At 73.0% G+C, this 16025-nt stretch carries 18 protein-coding genes; 8 read left to right on the top strand and 10 right to left on the bottom strand.

Annotated elements, in window-relative coordinates:
* Positions 1-4 precede the first annotated feature (4 nt).
* Together NYE39_RS07030 and NYE39_RS07025 are read right to left on the bottom strand one after the other, a co-directional pair.
* Positions 5-1084 carry a lysylphosphatidylglycerol synthase transmembrane domain-containing protein gene (locus NYE39_RS07030; protein WP_341012246.1) on the bottom strand — a complete coding sequence of 360 codons (1080 nt, stop codon included), beginning with the start codon at positions 1082-1084 and terminating at the stop codon, positions 5-7.
* Positions 1081-1926: a PIG-L deacetylase family protein gene (locus NYE39_RS07025; RefSeq protein WP_341012245.1), complete on the bottom strand. Its 846-nt coding sequence runs from the start codon at positions 1924-1926 to the stop codon at positions 1081-1083. Before NYE39_RS07025 ends, NYE39_RS07030 begins: the two co-directional genes overlap by 4 nt.
* Positions 1927-1968: 42 nt before the next feature.
* On the opposite strand from NYE39_RS07025, the gene NYE39_RS07020 reads away from it, so the two are divergent.
* Genes NYE39_RS07020 through NYE39_RS07010 form a run of 3 tightly spaced genes read left to right on the top strand, consistent with a single transcriptional unit; the run spans position 1969 to position 4133 of the window.
* Positions 1969-3093 carry a glycosyltransferase family 4 protein gene (locus NYE39_RS07020; protein ID WP_341012244.1) on the top strand — a complete coding sequence of 375 codons (1125 nt, stop codon included), beginning with the start codon at positions 1969-1971 and terminating at the stop codon, positions 3091-3093.
* On the top strand, positions 3090-3761 hold the full coding sequence (locus NYE39_RS07015) for an NUDIX hydrolase (protein ID WP_341012243.1): 672 nt from the start codon (positions 3090-3092) through the stop codon (positions 3759-3761). The genes NYE39_RS07020 and NYE39_RS07015 overlap by 4 nt, the downstream gene beginning before the upstream one ends.
* Before the next feature lie 33 nt (positions 3762-3794).
* Positions 3795-4133, top strand: a complete 339-nt coding sequence (locus tag NYE39_RS07010) for a hypothetical protein (protein ID WP_341012242.1) — start codon at positions 3795-3797, stop codon at positions 4131-4133.
* 62 nt (positions 4134-4195) lie between these two features.
* Here the strand turns inward: NYE39_RS07010 and NYE39_RS07005 are convergent, their stop codons facing one another.
* From NYE39_RS07005 to NYE39_RS06995, 3 genes are all read right to left on the bottom strand, one after another.
* Positions 4196-5074, bottom strand: a complete 879-nt coding sequence (locus NYE39_RS07005) for a hypothetical protein (RefSeq protein WP_072625288.1) — start codon at positions 5072-5074, stop codon at positions 4196-4198.
* 162 nt (positions 5075-5236) lie between these two features.
* Positions 5237-6226 carry a quinone oxidoreductase family protein gene (locus tag NYE39_RS07000; protein ID WP_072625287.1) on the bottom strand — a complete coding sequence of 330 codons (990 nt, stop codon included), beginning with the start codon at positions 6224-6226 and terminating at the stop codon, positions 5237-5239.
* A gap of 35 nt (positions 6227-6261) precedes the next feature.
* Positions 6262-7083 carry a uracil-DNA glycosylase gene (locus NYE39_RS06995; protein WP_072625286.1) on the bottom strand — a complete coding sequence of 274 codons (822 nt, stop codon included), beginning with the start codon at positions 7081-7083 and terminating at the stop codon, positions 6262-6264.
* 81 nt (positions 7084-7164) lie between these two features.
* Between NYE39_RS06995 and NYE39_RS06990 the strand changes: the two genes are divergently transcribed.
* A complete protein-coding gene (locus NYE39_RS06990; RefSeq protein ID WP_341012241.1) occupies positions 7165-7491 on the top strand; it encodes a TfoX/Sxy family protein in 327 nt (108 codons plus the stop codon).
* A 17-nt stretch (positions 7492-7508) separates the two neighbouring features.
* On the opposite strand, the gene NYE39_RS06985 is transcribed toward NYE39_RS06990, so the two are convergent.
* The 4 genes from NYE39_RS06985 to NYE39_RS06970 are packed head-to-tail and all read right to left on the bottom strand — an operon-like array spanning position 7509 to position 9605.
* Entirely contained in the window at positions 7509-7802 is a 294-nt protein-coding gene (locus NYE39_RS06985; RefSeq protein ID WP_341012240.1) for a type II toxin-antitoxin system RelE/ParE family toxin, read from the bottom strand.
* A complete protein-coding gene (locus NYE39_RS06980; RefSeq protein WP_125932849.1) occupies positions 7799-7999 on the bottom strand; it encodes a hypothetical protein in 201 nt (66 codons plus the stop codon). Before NYE39_RS06980 ends, NYE39_RS06985 begins: the two co-directional genes overlap by 4 nt.
* Before the next feature lie 36 nt (positions 8000-8035).
* A complete protein-coding gene (gene ligD / locus NYE39_RS06975; RefSeq protein WP_341012239.1) occupies positions 8036-9004 on the bottom strand; it encodes a non-homologous end-joining DNA ligase in 969 nt (322 codons plus the stop codon).
* Between the two features lie 10 nt (positions 9005-9014).
* Entirely contained in the window at positions 9015-9605 is a 591-nt protein-coding gene (locus NYE39_RS06970) for a GNAT family N-acetyltransferase (RefSeq protein WP_072625283.1), read from the bottom strand.
* 221 nt (positions 9606-9826) lie between these two features.
* On the opposite strand from NYE39_RS06970, the gene NYE39_RS06965 reads away from it, so the two are divergent.
* Together NYE39_RS06965 and NYE39_RS06960 are read left to right on the top strand one after the other, a co-directional pair.
* On the top strand, positions 9827-10330 hold the full coding sequence (locus NYE39_RS06965; protein ID WP_341012238.1) for a cysteine dioxygenase: 504 nt from the start codon (positions 9827-9829) through the stop codon (positions 10328-10330).
* A 5-nt stretch (positions 10331-10335) separates the two neighbouring features.
* On the top strand, positions 10336-10746 hold the full coding sequence (locus tag NYE39_RS06960; protein ID WP_341012236.1) for a rhodanese-like domain-containing protein: 411 nt from the start codon (positions 10336-10338) through the stop codon (positions 10744-10746).
* A 9-nt stretch (positions 10747-10755) separates the two neighbouring features.
* Here NYE39_RS06960 and NYE39_RS06955 read toward each other — a convergent pair whose 3' ends face one another.
* On the bottom strand, positions 10756-12027 hold the full coding sequence (locus NYE39_RS06955) for an MFS transporter (RefSeq protein ID WP_341013374.1): 1272 nt from the start codon (positions 12025-12027) through the stop codon (positions 10756-10758).
* 130 nt (positions 12028-12157) lie between these two features.
* On the opposite strand from NYE39_RS06955, the gene NYE39_RS06950 reads away from it, so the two are divergent.
* Both NYE39_RS06950 and pcrA read left to right on the top strand, forming a co-directional pair.
* Positions 12158-13390, top strand: coding sequence for a glycosyltransferase (locus tag NYE39_RS06950; protein ID WP_072625280.1), 1233 nt, complete (start codon positions 12158-12160; stop codon positions 13388-13390).
* Positions 13391-13426: 36 nt separating this feature from the next.
* Positions 13427-15859, top strand: coding sequence for a DNA helicase PcrA (gene pcrA, locus NYE39_RS06945; protein ID WP_341012235.1), 2433 nt, complete (start codon positions 13427-13429; stop codon positions 15857-15859).
* Positions 15860-16025 lie beyond the last annotated feature (166 nt).

Raw genomic sequence — 16025 nt, 5'->3', positions numbered from 1 at the left:
GTCTTCAGGCCTCCGCGGCGGCCCGCTCCTCGGCACTGGCCCGGGGCATGAGGCTCCAGGCGATCCAGCCGAGCGCGCCCAGCGGGATCTCCATGAAGTGCGTGAAGATCGAGAAGAGCACCACCCCGGCCATCGCCGACGCCGGGTCGGCACCCCAGGCGACGAGCGCCGCGGCCGTGCCCGTCTCGGTGACGCCCAGTCCGCCGGGGGTGACGCCGACGGCGGTGAGCAGCCGGCCGATCGCATAGGCCGCGAAGAGCTGGCCGAAGGGCAGCTCGATGCCGGTGGTCTGCGTGCACAGCAGGAAGAGCACGTAGTAGAGACCGAAGAAGCCGGCCATCCCCAGGGTCATCGACAGCCAGCCGGTGCGCACGGTCTCGGCGGTGCGGGCTCGCAGCCCGGTGAGGCCGGACTCGACGGTGTCACCGTGGCCGCGCCGGACGAGCCGGACCAGCCGGTCGATGGCCCGGCCGAGCTGGCGGGCTCCCGCGTCGGTCCCGACGGCCAGCGCGAAGACCACGACGATCGCCGTGCCGGACAGGACCGCGGCCCAGGCGGCCTCGCGCATGGTCGTCGGCAAGTCCGTGGCACCCCAGGCGAGCCCGAGCACGGCGATGATGGGGAGGGCGACCCGGGCGAGGACATTCCACACGCCGGTCACCACGGCCATCGTCGTGACGGAGGCGGCGGAGAAGCCCCAGGACTTCGCGATCGAGTAGGTCGCCGCGAGCCCCACGGCACCGCCGCCAGGCAGCAGGTTGGACACCGACGATCCGCAGACGTTGAGGATGAGGGCGCGCAGATGGCTCAGCCCCTGCATCGCGCCCGTCATCACGAAGGTGTAGCAGTACAGCCCGACGACGACGAGGCCCATGAAGAGCGCGGCCTTCCACGCCGGCACCGTGCGCAGGACGTGCCACACCTCGGCCCACGACGTCTTGGCGAAGTGCGGCAGGCCCCACCACAGCATGGCGACGGCAAGCCCCAGCCCGAGTGTCACCTGCAGCACCCGGACGAAGGGGGAGGTCCGTCGCGTCGGAGGGGTGGAGCCGGAGGCGTCCGACTCGGTGAGCGCGTCCGTCATGCCAGCCCCTCGAAGACGTCGGTGGCGGTCGTGCGGGGCGGGGCGTCGGGGTCGACGAACCACTCCCGGCCGAAGACGAGGTCGTAGAGCGGGCGGGGGATGCGCACGAGCATCCCGAGCGTGCGGTCGTCGCCCCCCGCGGCCGACGCCTGGCTGGCGTGCGCGCGCATCGACGCGCGCTTGGCCGCGGCGAAGCGCCGCACCGGGACGCGGTGGGTGATCTCGGCCGAGGCGCTGAAGGCCCGGTCGAAGCTGCTGCGGTCGAACTCCGGCGGGAAGCGGTAGACCCTGGCCACGAGGTCGATGGCCCGGCAGATGAGGTCGCGGGGGACCGTCGCCCACAGCACCCGCACGTCGACACCGCGCTCGCGGGCCAGCTCGGCGGCCCGGGCTCCGACCTCGTGGACGCGCACGTGGTCACGGTGGCCGTAGCCGCCGTGGGGGTCGTAGGTCGTCAGCACGTCGGCCTGCTCCTCGACGAGGATCTGGCTGACCGCCTCGGCTGCCTCGTCCACCGGCACGCGGACGAAGCGTCGGCCACCCGGCGGGTCAGGCCACACCTCGGGGCCGCTGCCGCTGTCGGCATGGCCGAGCTCGACGGTGCGGGCGACGCCCAGCGCGCGTGCGCTCGCGGCCAGCTCCTGGCTGCGCGTGGCGGCGAGCGCGTCCCCCTTCGTCCCGAAGGTGGACTCGTCGGCCTGGCCGAGCGCGCCGTCGGTGGCGACGACGAGGACGACCCGGTGACCCGCGGCGGCGGCCCGCGCCATCGTGCCGGCGGTGAGCAGTGCCTCGTCGTCGGGGTGCGCGTGGAAGACGACGAGGGTGCGGGCTGGCTGGTCCATCGGTGAAACCCTCCCACACCGCGCCGTGGCACCCTTGGACGCGTGAAGGTGGCCCTGCTCTCCGACTGCTACCCGCCGCGCACGGGCGGGATCGAGTCGCAGGTTGGGGACCTCGCGGCGCAGCTGGTGCAGGCCGGCCACGAGGTCGAGGTGCTCACCGCGACCTCCGCTGGTCGAGGTGCGAGTTTGCGCAGCAAGGGAGCCTCGAGATCCAGCATCCTCGTGCACCGACTCGACACCCCGCTCGCGCTGGGCCTGCCGGTCAACCCGCTCGCGGTGCCGGAGGCGCGACGTCTGCTGGCCGAAGGGGGCTTCGACGTGGCGCACGTGCACGTGGGCGTCGTCTCTCCCTTCGCGTGGGACATGGCCGGGCTGGCGACCCATCTGGGCCTGCCGACGGCCCTCACGTGGCACTGCGTCCTCGACCGCGCCGCACGCCCCCTCGGACCGGCGGTGCGCCGGTGGGTGGAGCGGGGGGCGGTGCTGTCGGCCGTCTCCGGTGTCGCTGCCGAGGGTGTGCGACAGGCGGCGAAGGGGGAGCCCGTCGCCGTGCTCCCCAACGGCATCGACCCGACCTTCTGGCGTCCCTCGACCCCATCCCCGCGGGAATCCACCACCCCCACCCGCCCCGTCCGCCTCGTCACGGCCACCCGCCTGGCCCCGCGCAAGCGGGTTGGCGCGCTGCTCTCTGTGGTCGCCGCCGCCCGTCGCCGGCTCGGCCCGGGAGCCATGACCCTCGACGTCTACGGCGAAGGACCGCTGCGGCCGTGGCTGGAGGCCCGGGTGAGTGCGCTCAGGCTCGATGACACCGTGCGCCTGCGCGGCCGCGTGACCCGCCCGGAGCTCGCCGCTGCCTGGGCTCGCGCCGATGGCTACCTGTCTCCGACCCGCCTGGAGGCCTTCGGCATCGCCGCGCTCGAAGCTCGCACCGCGGGGCTTCCGGTCATCGCCCGCGCCGACTCCGGGGTCCGCGAGGTCGTCACCGACGGGGTCTCTGGGCTGCTCGCCCCGGACGACTCCGGGCTCGCCGACGCGCTCGTGCGGCTCGTCGCCGACCACACCCTGCGCACCCGGGTCGCCGCGCACAACCGACGCGTGCCGCCGGCCCAGACCTGGGACCGCGTCGTCGCGCTCGCCGTCGACGAGTACCGACGGGCCGGCGCATGAGCGTCGTGGTCGTGGCCGACGGCCCAGACGGCGAGGTCGGGCGCTGGCCGCTCGCGCATGGGCAGGACCCGACCGACCTGCTCGCCGCGCACGGCTGGTCGGGTGCACCGACGGGCAGCGATCTCGCGGGTGGTGACGTCGAGGTCCGCTGGCAGGTCAGCCCGCTGCCCGGGCCGGTGCCACCCGTGACGCCGCAGACTGCCCCGCCCGGCGCGACGGTCCTGCAGCGGCTCGCCGCCTATGCGCTCGTCGTCGACGAGGGGCGGCTGCTCATGTCGCAGCTCTCCGACCGGGTGGGCGGCGCGGGTGGCCTGTGGACCCTGCCCGGCGGTGGCGTCGACCCGGGAGAGTCCCCGGCTGACGGCGTCGTCCGCGAGGTGCACGAGGAGACCGGGCAGGAGGTCGTCGTCGACGAGCTCGTGCAGGTGCAGTCACGTCACTGGGTCGGCGACGTGGCGGCGGGGGAGCGGCACGAGGACTTCCACGCGGTGCGGCTGATCCACCGGGCGACCTGCCCACGACCGACGCCGGCGCACGTCGTGGAGGTCGACGGCTCGACCGGTGCTGCCGCGTGGGTCCCGCTCGCCGAGGTCGGGGACCTGCCGCTCGTCGATATGGTGCGCCTGGCCTGGCCGTGGGTGCCGGGCAGCGACTCCTACCCGCTGTAGGAGACGGGGCGCAGGTCGCCTACGCTGGGGCGCATGGACGCCCTGCACCTCATCCTCTACATCCTCCACATGATCGCCATGCTCGCGATCATCGTCGGGCCCGCCGCCGCCGGGCGCGGTCACCTGATCCAGGTGTGGGGCGCGCGCATCCAGCTGCTGCTCGGCCTGGGTCTCACCGGCCTCGCCGAGGCGGGCGACGACCCGGTCAACCACGCCAAGATCGGCACCAAGCTCGTCATCATGATCGCCGTCCTCGCCTGCGCCGAGATCGGCAACGCCAAGGCCAAGCGTGGCGAGGCCGCCGCGACCAAGCTCGCCTGGGCCGCCGCCGGCCTGGCGCTCGTCAACGCCGCCATCGCCTTCCTCTGGTAGTCAGCTGCGGCGTGTCCCGCGGCAGTTGACGAGGCACGCCCGGCACCGGGCCGGGATCCTCGTCAGGCCGACCGTGAACTGCCGCGCGACACGCCACCTCGTTGCTGCACGACCCACGCGATGACCTCGCGCACCCAGTCGGGGTTGAACATCACGTGCTCCCAGGCAAAGCGGAGCACGACCCAGCCGGCGAGGGTCATCTCGTTGCCACGCCAGCAGTCCGTGCGCACGTCCTCGCGCTTCTTGTGGAACTCGTGGCTGTCTGCCTCGAGCGCGATCCGGGTCACCGGGTCACCCACGTCGGCGTGCAGGGTCCTCCCGTCCCGCAGGGTGATGGGCACCTGGGCGACCCAGCCGCGGTCGTCCGCCTCGACCGCCAGAGCGCGCAGGCCCGACTCGAAGGGGTTGACGGCCTCGGCAGACGCGAGGTCCAGCACCCGGCGAGCCGCCGCGCGACCGGTGCGCGGCAGGGTCGCACGCGTCAGCTCCCGTGGGGTGACCAGACCTGACCGCAGCGCCGAGTCGGCGACCGCAAGTGCCTCGGGCAGGGGGAGGTCACGAGCGCAGTCGACGACGGTCCGCAGGGGTGTGGTCGCCGGGCCCTCGACATCTCCGGGCCCGAGGGTGCGGAAGCGCAGCCGCAGCTCGTCGGGGACGGGGATGCTGCGAGCGCGGGAGACGACGGCCTCCGGCGGCTCGGGCGCGTGCAGGACGGGCAGTCCGTGGTGGAGAGCGGCGCTGCGGTGGCTGAGCACCGCTCCGGTGCGGACAGCGAGGGCCGCCTGCTCGTCGAGCGGGAGCCCGTAGACACCGCGCCGGTGACGCACCACCTCACCCGCAGAGAGGGCGTCGCGCAGACCCGTGGGCGTGGTGATCTCGAGGATCTGGGCGCGCGATGCGGTGCCGCCGTGCTGGGCGATGAGGAGCGGGAGGACGGACATCACCCAAGAGTGGCCCGGATCGCTCCAGTTGCCGCGGGGGTTTCCACAGCGGCAACCCGGCGGCATGTCACGCGGCAGTTCGCACGGTGCGCCGGGTGACAGGCCCGGATCCTCGTCGGACGCAACCCGAACTGCCGCGCGACACGCGGGCGCAGCGCCGCGTCAGGGGACGAGGATCAGCTTGCCCGTCGTCGCCCGCGCCTCGAGCGCGCGATAGGCCTCGGCCGCCTCGGCGAAGGGGTGTCTCCCACCGATGGCGATGTCGAGCCGCCCGGCCGAGATGTCCTCGAAGACCTCGCGCCCGCGCATGAGCAGCTCGTCGCGGTCCTCGATGTAGTGGGCCAGCGACGGCCGGGTGACGAAGAGCGAGCCGCCGGAGTTCAGCCGCTGCAGGTCGAAGGGGGGTACCTGCCCGGACGCCGCGCCGAAGAGCACGAGGGTCCCGCGCCGGCGCAGCGACGCGAGCGACGCGTCGAAGGTCGCCTTCCCCACCCCGTCGTAGACGACGTCGACACCCGCGTCGGCCCCCAGCCGGCGTGCGGCGGCGGCGATGTCGGCGGCGAGGTCCTCGCTCTGGCCGTAGTCGATGACCTCGGAGGCACCCCGGGAGCGAGCGATTTCGAGCTTGGTGTCCGACCCCGCCGTCGCGATGACGGTGCCGCCGCGGTTCGTGATCATCTGGGTCAGCAGCTGCCCGACGCCACCGGCCGCGGCGTGCACGACGGCGACGGTGCCCTCCTGGACGCGGACGCAATCGGTGACGAGCGCGTGGGCGGTCATGCCCTGCAGCGTCGCGGCGCACGCGGTCTCGAGGTCGACGTCGTCGGGGACGGGCAGCAACCGCGTCGAGTCGGCGAGGACGAGCTCGGCGTGCAGGCCCGAGGTCATCGACCAGGCGACCCGGTCTCCCACGGCGACGGCCGCGCCCTCACCCACGGCGCGGACGGTGCCGGCCGCCTCGAAGCCCGCGACGTAGGGCGGCTCGGTCGGGTAGACCCCCTCGCGCTGGTAGACGTCGATGAAGTTGACGCCTCCGGCCGCCACCTCGACGAGCGCCTCCCCGGGGCCCGGCTCCGCCACATCCCTCTCCTCGACGGCGAGGACCTCGGGTCCTCCGTGGCGGGTGACGACGAGTGCGCGCGTGGTGGCCATGTCCTCACCCTAGGGCGCGGCCCCGCAGGTGCCCATCACAGCGAGCCGATGACCTCGTCGAGCATGGCCTCGGTGAGCCGACCGGTCTGGGTGTTGTGCTGGCTCACGTGGTAGCAGCCGACAAGATCCACCTCGCGTCCCTCGGGCGTGCGCAGCATCGCTCGGGCGCCGTGGCCGAACTTCGGCTTCGGGCGCGGCACCTCCCACCCGGCGTGCCGCACACCGGCGATGGTCGCGTCCCACCCGACGGCACCCAGGCACATGATCGAGCGGACGAAGGGAGCGCTCCTCGCCAGGTCCGCGTCGAGCCACGGCGCGCAGGTCTGCTTCTCCTGGGGCGTGGGCTTGTTCTGCGGAGGCGCGCAGCGCACCGGCGCGATGATCCGCACGCCGTCGAGGGTGAGCCCGTCGCCGGCCGCCCAGGACTCGGGCTGGCTCGCGTAGCCGGCCCGGTGCAGCGCGGCGAAGAGCCAGTCGCCCGACCGGTCGCCGGTGAAGTTGCGCCCGGTCCGGTTGGCCCCGTGCGCCGCCGGCGCCAGCCCGACGATCACGACGGTGGCGTCGGGCGGCCCGAGCGCCGGCACCGGCCGACCCCAGTAGGGCTGGCCGGCGAAGGCGGCGCGCTTGGTCGTCGCCACCTCCTCGCGCCACGCGACGAGGCGTGGGCAGGCGCGGCACACGGAGATCCGGGCGTCGAGCTCCTCGCCCGTCACTCCCTTCGCCAGTCGTCGCACCTGAGCAGCCGTGCGGGCCACGGGCGTCTCCGCGCTCGCGAGGTCGTCCGGCCAGCCGGTCCCGGGCTCCACCGGTGAGGCGAAGGGAGTGCCCGTCACCGGGTGCGGCAGCAGGTCGCTCATGCACCCAACATAGGTCGCGGGGTCTCGAGGGCCTCGCTGGCGCTCGGCCACCTCGACCGGCGGGTGGGGCAGACTCGAGCCGTGGCCATCGACGAGACTCTCGCCGCCCGCGTCCGCGCCGACCTCACCGAGCGCGGCATCGAGTGGGAGGAGAGGCGCATGTTCGGCTCCCTGATCTTCATGGTCGGCGGGTCGATCCTCGTCGGGGTGCGCGGCGGGGGAGGACTGCTCGCGCGGGTCGACCCGGCCGAGAGCGCGGACCTGCTCGCCGACGCCGACCCGCTCTACGTGCAGGTCGCTGACATGGGTGGCAAGGACATGGGTCCGAGCTGGCTCGACGTCCACCCGGACGCGGTCGCCGACGAGGCGGGCCTGACCCACTGGGTCGACGCGGCCCTACGCCGTTGAGAGGTGGGGCGGGGGCGTCAGCCGGGCAGCGTGGGCCCCTGGTCCTGCCTGGTGTGGAGGACCCGGACGGTGACGAGGTCGTCGGTGCCCGGACGGTAGAACACGCCGTAGGGGAACTGGTGCATCCGGGCGCGCCGGAGACCGGGGAATCCTTCCACCGGCGCGGCGCCATGAGGGAAGGTCTGCAGTCGTTCCATCACCAGGTCAAGATCCGCGACGAAGCGACGACCCAGATCAGGGTCGCCACTGTCGTAGTGGGCATGCGCGGTCTCCAGGTCCTCTGCCGCCAAGCGGGTGAGACGGATGGTCACGCGCGAGAGCGGAGTTGCCGGCGCACGTCACCCCAGTCGAGCGTGGAGGCGGGGTCGGTGGCATCGAGGCCCTCGCCCAGTTGCCGGCGTTCCAGTTCGGTGGGGTGGTAGACGGGTTCACCGACGTGGGTCCGCAATGCCTCCTGGACCACTTCCGAAGGGCTCCGGTGCTCGACCGCGCGCGCTCGTTCGATCATGCCGATGCGGCGCGGGAAGTAGCCGCCCCGCCGAGATCATTCGTCGGGCTCGACCGGCCCCTTGTGCCCGGCGGCCTCGTCACGCTCGGCCCACTCGAGGAGCGGCGTGAGGTCGTGCGCGACGTCGTCGATGCTCGCGTGCAGGTCGCCGACCTCGGCGAAGCGCTCCGGCACGGTCGCGATCGTGCAGTCCTGCGGCTCGACGTCGGCGATCTCGTCCCAGGTGATCGGCGTCGACACCGTCCCACGCGCATTGCCCCGCACCGAGTAGGCGGCCGCGATGGTGTGGTCGCGGGCATTCTGGTTGTAGTCGACGAAGACCGCCGCCGGGTCGCGGTCCTTGCGCCACCACGTCGTCGTCACGTCCTGCGGCGCGCGTCGCTCGACCTCACGGGCGAAGGCGAGCGCCGCCCTTCGTACCTCGCCGAACTCCCACCGCGGCTCGACCCGGACGTAGACGTGCAGGCCGGACCCGCCGCTCGTCTTGGGGTAGCCGACGACCCCGAGCTCGTCGAGCACCTCGTGGACGACGTCGGCCACCCGCCGCACCCGGTCGAAGGGAGCATCCGGCATGGGGTCGAGGTCGATCCGCCACTCGTCGGGCCGGTCGACGTCGGCGCGGCGGACATTCCACGGGTGCAGCTCGACGGTGCTCATCTGCACCGACCAGATGATCTGCGCGAGCTCGGTCGGGCACAGCTCGTCGGCGTGCAGGTCGTAGCGGGGGAAGTGCAGCCGCACCGTCTCGACCCAGTCGGGTGCCCCTTTGGGCAGGCGCTTCTGGTGGACCTTGGCGCCGCTCACCCCCTTGGGGAAGCGGTGCAGCATCGTCGGCCGCTCGCGCAGCGCGCGCAGGATCCCGTCGCCGACGGCCAGGTAGTAGTGGGCGAGGTCGAGCTTGGTCTCCCCGCGCTCGGGGAAGTAGACCCGTTCGGGGGAGGAGATGCGCACGTCCCGTCCACCGACGTCGAGATGGACGTCCTCGCCGTGCTCGCCGCGGGCCATGCCCTCGAGACTAGGCCAGCCGGGCGCCCGCGGGGCGGTCCGTGACCAGGGTGGGCACCCAGTAGCGCCGCGTGCCGACCCGCGAGTCCTCGTAGGCCCCGCCGACGCCCTCGATCGTCGCGCGGGAGGCGGCGTTGTCCTCGTCGCACGTGACGAGCACCCGCTCGTGCCCCATCTCGGCGGCCAGCTCCAGAACCTGACGAAGGGCGGTGCTCGCGTGCCCCTGCCGCCTCGCCGAGGGCCGGATCGAGTAGCCGATGTGCCCGCCCTGCTCAAGCAGGAAGCCGGTCAGCTCGTGCCGGAAGGCGATCGAGCCGAGATAGGTGTCGCCCTCGACGATCCACAGGTACGTGCACGGGACGAAGTGCGCCGGGCGCGGCGTCTCGGGCAGCTCGTCGGCGCGGCGCGCCTGCACCAGCCGACGGAAGGTGTCGGGGTCCTCGAGCCCCTCGCGGGTGAAGTCCAGGCCGGCGAAGCCCGTCGTCGGGTCGGCGGCCAGCTGCAGCTCGCCGTCGCCGTCGCGGTGCGCCCCGTCGAACTCGTCCAGGGCCTCGAGGTAGGAGCGCTGGTAGCGGGCGTCGGGTCGCACGATTTGGATCATGTCGGACACCCTAGGCCGACCAATCTCCCACCATATGGATAGGAGTTTGACGGGAGGGGTGCGCAGGTGGTGGGCTCTCGGCATGGACCACACGACGCGCGCCGGGACCCCCTTCGCCGGGGTGCGCCGTCTGCACCTGGACCTCGCGCTCCACCTCGGTGCCCTCTGTCGCCGCTGCGCCTGACCGCAGCCCGCACACCCCACCGCACAGGAGCCCACCCATGGACACGACCTCGTCCACCCCTGCCCTCGCCGGGCCGACCCCCGGCGTCGAGGCCTTCACCCCCGTCCAGCTGCTGCGCCTCACGCAGCTCTTCGCGAGCGACCCGGCCCTGGCCGACACCCTCGGCCCCGACCTCGAACGACCCGGTGAGCGCAGCTGGCGACTGCTCGCCGACAGCCCGCAGCTGCAGGTCTGGCTCATCCGCTGGCCCGTCGGCACCGGCACCGGCTGGCACGACCACGGCGGTGCCCGCGGCGGGTTCACCGTGGTGCGCGGCACCCTGACCGAGCACACCCGGGAGCGGTCGGTCGTCGCGACCGACCTCGACGAAGGGGAGGGGCGCGCCTTCGGGGGCAGCCACCTCCACGACGTCGCCAACCTCGGGCGCGAGGTCGCCGTCTCGGTCCACGCCTACAGCCCGACGCTCGCCCAGATGACCCACTACGACCTCGTCGACGGAGCGCTGCGGCCCTCCGGCGTCGAGCAGCGACCGGCGTGGTGAGCGGCATGGCCCGCCACCACGCCGGCATCGACGCGCTGCTCGCCGACGCCCGCTCCCGACTGAGCCGCATCACCCCCACGCAGGCCTGGCGGGAGGTGTGCGAGGGCACCGCGCGCCTGGTCGACATCCGTCCCGCGGCACAGCGGGCCGCCGAAGGGGAGGTCGCCGGTGTCCTCGACCCCTGGGTCATCGAGCGCAATGTGCTCGAGTGGCGGCTCGACCCGCGGCAGGAGGCCTCGCTGCCCGGCGTCGCCCTCGGCGACCGGGTCATCGTCATCTGCCAGGAGGGCTACACCTCGTCGCTGGCGGCGGATTCCCTGCGCTCCATCGGGATCGGGCGGGCGACCGACGTCGTCGGGGGCTTCGCCGCGTGGCGTGACCTCGGGTTGCCGGTGGCCCGTCTCCGCGCGGCCTGACGAAGGGGGTCAGGGCGCGGCCGGGTCGACCGGCGCCGCGAAGCTGCCCTCGGGCACCGGGGTGGCCACCTCCGGTGCCCGCAGGGTACGCACCTCACGGGAGAGCAGCGCGAGCATGGCCGAGGCGATGATCAGCCCGGCGCACACGAGCAGCGCGGTGTGCGCGCCGAGGTGCACCGCGGCGGGACCGGCGAGCAGCACCCCGACCGGACCGAAGACCATCGAGCCGAAGGCGTCGTAGGAGGCCACCCGGGAGAGGGCCTCCGGCGGTACCTCCCGCTGCATCGTCGTCTGCCAGAGCACGGTGAAGGCGTCCATGCCCAGCCCCATGACGAAGCCGCCGAGCACGATGACCGGCAGGGGAGCGCCGAGCCCGAGGAACAGGTAGGGCAGGGCCGTGGCGGAGGTGAGCAGGACACCGACGAGGATCGGCCGGCGGGGGCGGATGCGCATCGCGACGAGGACCCCGACGAGCATGCCGACGGCCTCACCGGTGAGGATCGCCGACCACGCGCCGGCTCCGCCCAGCTCGGCCTTGGCGACGACCGGGCCCAGCACGGTGTGCGCGCCCTGCCAGGCGAGGACGAGCAGGGCGAACTGCGCGACCACCACCCACAGCCACTCCCGGGAGGAGAACTCGACCCACCCCTCCCGCAGCTCGGCGAGGACGGAGGTCCCCCCTTCGCGTCCGGGGCGGGGGGTGGTGCCGATGCGCCACGCGAAGCCGGCCGCGCAGGCGTAGATCGCGGCGGCCGTGATGAGTGCCCAGCCGGGACCGATGGCGACGACCACCGCGCCCGCGGCGATGAGGCCGCCGACGCGAGCGGCGTTGGCGCCCACGGCGAGCAGCGCGTTGGCCGGCTGGAGCCGGTCACGCGGCGCGACCTCGGGGATGATCCCCGACAGGACCGGCCACACGACCGCGCCCGCCAGGCCGGTGAGGACGGCGAAGGCGCACACGAGCGGGATCGGCGCCCAGCCGACGAGGAGCATGGTGCCGATGCCCAGCCACGCGACGAGCGAGAGGCACTCGCCGGTGAACATCACCAAGCGGCGCGGGTAGCGGTCGGCGACCACGCCACCGAGGAGCAGGCCGAGCACGTGGGGGATCGCTTCTGCGGCGACGACGAGCGAGAGGGTGCCGGCATCCGCCCCGGGCAGGTCGAGCACCCCGAAGGCCAGTGCCACCGGTGCGAAGGCGAGCCCGAGCATCGACAGGGTGCGCGCGGCGAAGAGCGAGGCGAAGCGTCGCTCGCGCAGCAGACTCAGGTCCTCGCGCATCGGGCTCACCGGCGCAAGATACTCCTGAGTGGTCTCGAGGCTCGCCAGCTCGCACCTCGACCCCCGTTGGTCGAGGTGGCCGAGCGCCAGCGAGGCCCTCGAGACCCGGGGCGCGTGGTAGGCAGAGGACATGGTGCGCGTCCTCTTCGCTCCCGAGACCTTCAACCTGGGGGAGACCTCCCGCGGGGTCGAGGTCGCGCGCCGCATGCGAGCGGACGGGCACGAGGTCATCGTCTGCGGGTACTCGACGCGCTTCAGCGGTCACGTGACGGACGCCGGGCTGCCCCTCGAGTTGCTCGAGCCCCGCCTGAGCGAGGCGGACGCCGACCGTCTCCTCGCCGTCGACCAGGGGCGTGCGGTGCGGCACCCCTTCACCGTCGACATGTTGCGCCGGCGAGTGCGCAGCGAGCTCGACCTCATGGACGAGTGGCGACCCGACGTCGTCGTCATCGGGTCGACGATGAGCACCTTCGTCTCGGCCCGTGCGGCCGGGATCCCCCTCGTCTACGTCAAGCCCTACGCCATGAGTCGCGGGCACCTGTCGTCCATGAGCGACTTCCCGGTGGTTGCCGGGCGGGGGCGCCTCGCGACGGCGGCCAACGCGGTGGCGGGTCGGACGATCCGGACGGTGGGCCAGAGGCTGACCTACCTGCCGGGGGCCTTCCGCGCCGTCGCGGCGGAGCACGGTGTGTGCCTGCCCCCAACCACGCTCGAGGCGCTGGACGGCGATCTCAACCTCATCGCCTCGCTCCCGCCCGCGCTCGAGCCGCTGCCGCTCGGGCCGAGGGACGAGGTCATCGGTCCGGTCTACTCCCGGACGGCGGGGGAGTTGCCGCAGGAGGTCCACGCCCTGACCGCCACCGGCCGGCCCGTCGTCTACGTGGGCATGGGGTCCTCGGCACGCCGCGACCTCGTGCTCGCGGTCCTCGAGGCGGTCGGGGCCCTCGACGTGGAGATCGTCTCCGGGGCCGGCCGGTACCTCACGGACGCCGACCGTCGCCGGCTTCCCCGCTCGGTGGTCATGACCGACTTCATCCCGGCACACCGACTGGCCGGGCTCGTCGACGCGTCCGTGACCCACGGTGGCGAGGGCACGGTGCAGACGGCGTGCGTCTCCGGTGCCCCCTTCGCCGGGATCGGGCTGCAGGCGGAGCAGCGCTGGAACATCCGGCAGTGCGAGCTCGCCGGTCATGCCCTCCCCTTCACCGCCCGACAGCTGCGCCGCGGCGAGCTGCCGGGGATCGTCGATCGCCTGCTCCGCGATCCACGGCTGCGCGAGGCGGCGCGGAAGGTCCGGGACCGGGCCGCTGCGATCGACGGCCCGGCCGCCGCCTCGCGGGCCATCGCCGCCCTCGCCGGGTGATCGGTGTCGGGGCTCCGACGTAGGCTGGAGGGCGAGATGAGCAGCCTCTTCGACGACCTTCCCGATGCCCTCCCCGGTGAGTGGACCACCGACGTCTCCGATGCGGGGGTGCCCACGTGGGCCATGTCCGCCGAGGGGCCGACGCGGGCCGCGCACAGCCCGCACCAGCGCCCGCCGGAGCGCGATCCCGAGGAGCTCGTCGCGGGTCTCAACCCCGCCCAGCGCGAGGCGGTCCTGCACTCGGGCGGTCCGCTGCTCATCGTCGCGGGGGCCGGCTCGGGCAAGACCCGGGTGCTCACCCACCGCATCGCCCACCTGCTCGCCGCGCGTGGTGCCCAGCCGGGGCAGATCCTCGCGATCACCTTCACCAACAAGGCCGCCGCGGAGATGCGCGAGCGGGTCGAAGACCTCGTCGGTCCCCGGGCCAAGGCGATGTGGGTGATGACCTTCCACTCGGCGTGCGTGCGCATCCTGCGCCGCGAGGCCACCAAGGTCGGCATGAAGAGCAGCTTCTCGATCTACGACGCCGCCGACAGCCAGCGGCTCATCGCCCTCGTCATGCGCGACCTCGACCTCGACCCCAAGCGCTTCCCGCCGAGGGCCATGGGGCACCGGATCAGCAACCTCAAGAACGAGCTCGTCGACGAGGAGGAGTACGCCCGCCGGGTCGCGGCCGACGAGGACGCGCAGCAGCCGGGGGGCACACGGCAGGACCAGACGCTGTCGCAGGTCTACACCGAGTACCAGCGTCGGCTGCGCCAGGCCAATGCGCTCGACTTCGACGACATCATCATGACGACGGTGCACATCCTGCAGGCCTTCCCCGACGTGGCCGAGCACTACCGCCGCCGCTTCCGCCACGTGCTCGTCGACGAGTACCAGGACACCAACCACGCGCAGTACATGCTCGTCAAGGAGCTCGTGGGCGGCGACAAGGACGCGACCCGGGGCGAGCACGCCGTCGAGCCGAGCGAGCTCGTCGTCGTCGGTGACGCCGACCAGTCGATCTACGCCTTTCGTGGAGCCTCGATCCGCAACATCATCGAGTTCGAGGAGGACTACCCGGACGCGCGCTCGATCCTGCTCGAGCAAAACTACCGCTCGACCCAGACGATCCTCACCGCGGCCAATGCCGTCATCGAGCGCAACGAGTCCCGTCGCAAGAAGAACCTCTGGACGCAGTCCGGCGAGGGCGAGCCGATCGTCGGCTACGTCGGCCACAACGAGCACGACGAGGCCTCCTTCATCGCCAAGACCATCGACGAGCTCCACGACGAGCACGGCGTGCGGCCCGGCGACGTCGCGGTCTTCTACCGGACCAATGCGCAGTCGCGCGCCATCGAGGAGGTCTTCGTCCGCGTCGGCCTGCCCTACAAGGTCGTCGGCGGCACCCGCTTCTACGAGCGCCGCGAGGTCAAGGACGCCCTGGCCTACCTGCGCGTCGTCGCCAACCCCGCCGACACCGTCAACCTGCGCCGGATCATCAACGTCCCCAAGCGGGGCATCGGCGACCGGGCCCAGGCCGCCGTGGCGCAGCTCGCCGAGCGCGAGCGGATCCCCTTCGTCGCGGCGCTCGGTCGGGTCGAGGACGCACCGGGCATCGCGACCCGGTCGGTGACGGCCGTGCGTGGTTTCACCGCACTCCTCGAGGGTCTGGGCGCGCTGCAGGAGGAGGGGGCCGGCATCGGTGACCTCCTCGAGGCCGTCCTCGACCGCACCGGCTACGTCTCCGAGCTGCAGGCCAGCCGCGACCCGCAGGACGAGACCCGCCTCGAAAATCTGCAAGAGCTCGTCGGGGTGGCCCGCGAGTTCGACGCGACCCGCGAGGAGACCGGCGAGGTCATCAGCCTGGACGACTTCCTCGAGCAGGTCAGCCTCGTCGCCGACGCCGACGAGATCCCCGACGACGAGACCGACGACCAGGGCGTCGTCACCCTCATGACCCTGCACACCGCCAAGGGGCTGGAGTTCCCAGTCGTCTTCCTCACCGGCATGGAGGACGGCACCTTCCCGCACCAGCGCAGCCTGGGCAAGGAGGTCGAGCTCGAGGAGGAGCGGCGGCTGGCCTACGTCGGCATCACCCGCGCCCGGGAGCGGCTGTACCTGTCGCGGGCCGCGGTCCGCAGCGCCTTCGGCGCGCCGCAGTACAACCCCGCGTCGCGCTTCCTCGACGAGATCCCGCAGCACCTCGTGCGGTGGGAGCGCACCGGTCCGCCGGTCGGCCCGACCCGGTCGACGCGTGCCCCGGCGGTCGCCCGGCTGGCCGCGCGCCCCGGTGTCCGCTCGCCCGGCAACCGCCCGGTGATCGCCCTGTCCGACGGCGACAAGGTCACCCACGACAGCTTCGGTCTGGGCACCGTGATCCGGGTCGAGGGCGAGGGTGACAAGGCCATGGCCCACGTCGACTTCGGGGGCGAGGACGGCGTCAAGCGCCTCCTGCTGCGCTATGCCCCCCTCGAAAAGCTCTGAGGCTGCATTGCCCTACGGCAATGCAGGCTGACGTCGCATTGCCCTACGGCAATGCAGTCTCAACGGCGGCCCCCTTCGCATTGCCCTACGGCAATGCAGCCTCGAGGGCGGCCCAGTTCGCATTGCCTTACGGCAATGCAGCCTCCAGACGACCGAAGGGGGCCGA

The sequence above is a fragment of the Janibacter sp. FSL W8-0316 genome (assembly GCF_038004165.1).
Lineage (GTDB): Bacteria > Actinomycetota > Actinomycetes > Actinomycetales > Dermatophilaceae > Janibacter > Janibacter indicus.
The sequence above is the reverse complement of the archived record's forward strand: the minus strand, read 5'-3'. Positions and strand labels throughout refer to the sequence as shown.

Excerpts from the sequence above, each read along its gene's own strand:
- NYE39_RS07000 (WP_072625287.1), bottom strand. The coding sequence starts at position 6,226 with ATGGCCACCACGCGCGCACTCGTCGTCACCCGCCACGGAGGACCCGAG.
- NYE39_RS06995 (WP_072625286.1), bottom strand. The coding sequence starts at position 7,083 with ATGAGCGACCTGCTGCCGCACCCGGTGACGGGCACTCCCTTCGCCTCA.
- NYE39_RS07015 (WP_341012243.1), top strand. The coding sequence starts at position 3,090 with ATGAGCGTCGTGGTCGTGGCCGACGGCCCAGACGGCGAGGTCGGGCGC.
- pcrA (WP_341012235.1), top strand. The coding sequence starts at position 13,427 with ATGAGCAGCCTCTTCGACGACCTTCCCGATGCCCTCCCCGGTGAGTGG.
- NYE39_RS06950 (WP_072625280.1), top strand. The coding sequence starts at position 12,158 with ATGGTGCGCGTCCTCTTCGCTCCCGAGACCTTCAACCTGGGGGAGACC.
- NYE39_RS07010 (WP_341012242.1), top strand. The coding sequence starts at position 3,795 with ATGGACGCCCTGCACCTCATCCTCTACATCCTCCACATGATCGCCATG.
- NYE39_RS06965 (WP_341012238.1), top strand. The coding sequence starts at position 9,827 with ATGGACACGACCTCGTCCACCCCTGCCCTCGCCGGGCCGACCCCCGGC.
- NYE39_RS06960 (WP_341012236.1), top strand. The coding sequence starts at position 10,336 with ATGGCCCGCCACCACGCCGGCATCGACGCGCTGCTCGCCGACGCCCGC.
- NYE39_RS07030 (WP_341012246.1), bottom strand. The coding sequence starts at position 1,084 with ATGACGGACGCGCTCACCGAGTCGGACGCCTCCGGCTCCACCCCTCCG.
- NYE39_RS07005 (WP_072625288.1), bottom strand. The coding sequence starts at position 5,074 with ATGTCCGTCCTCCCGCTCCTCATCGCCCAGCACGGCGGCACCGCATCG.
- NYE39_RS06955 (WP_341013374.1), bottom strand. The coding sequence starts at position 12,027 with ATGCGCGAGGACCTGAGTCTGCTGCGCGAGCGACGCTTCGCCTCGCTC.
- NYE39_RS06970 (WP_072625283.1), bottom strand. The coding sequence starts at position 9,605 with ATGATCCAAATCGTGCGACCCGACGCCCGCTACCAGCGCTCCTACCTC.
- ligD (WP_341012239.1), bottom strand. The coding sequence starts at position 9,004 with ATGGCCCGCGGCGAGCACGGCGAGGACGTCCATCTCGACGTCGGTGGA.
- NYE39_RS06980 (WP_125932849.1), bottom strand. The coding sequence starts at position 7,999 with ATGATCGAACGAGCGCGCGCGGTCGAGCACCGGAGCCCTTCGGAAGTG.
- NYE39_RS07025 (WP_341012245.1), bottom strand. The coding sequence starts at position 1,926 with ATGGACCAGCCAGCCCGCACCCTCGTCGTCTTCCACGCGCACCCCGAC.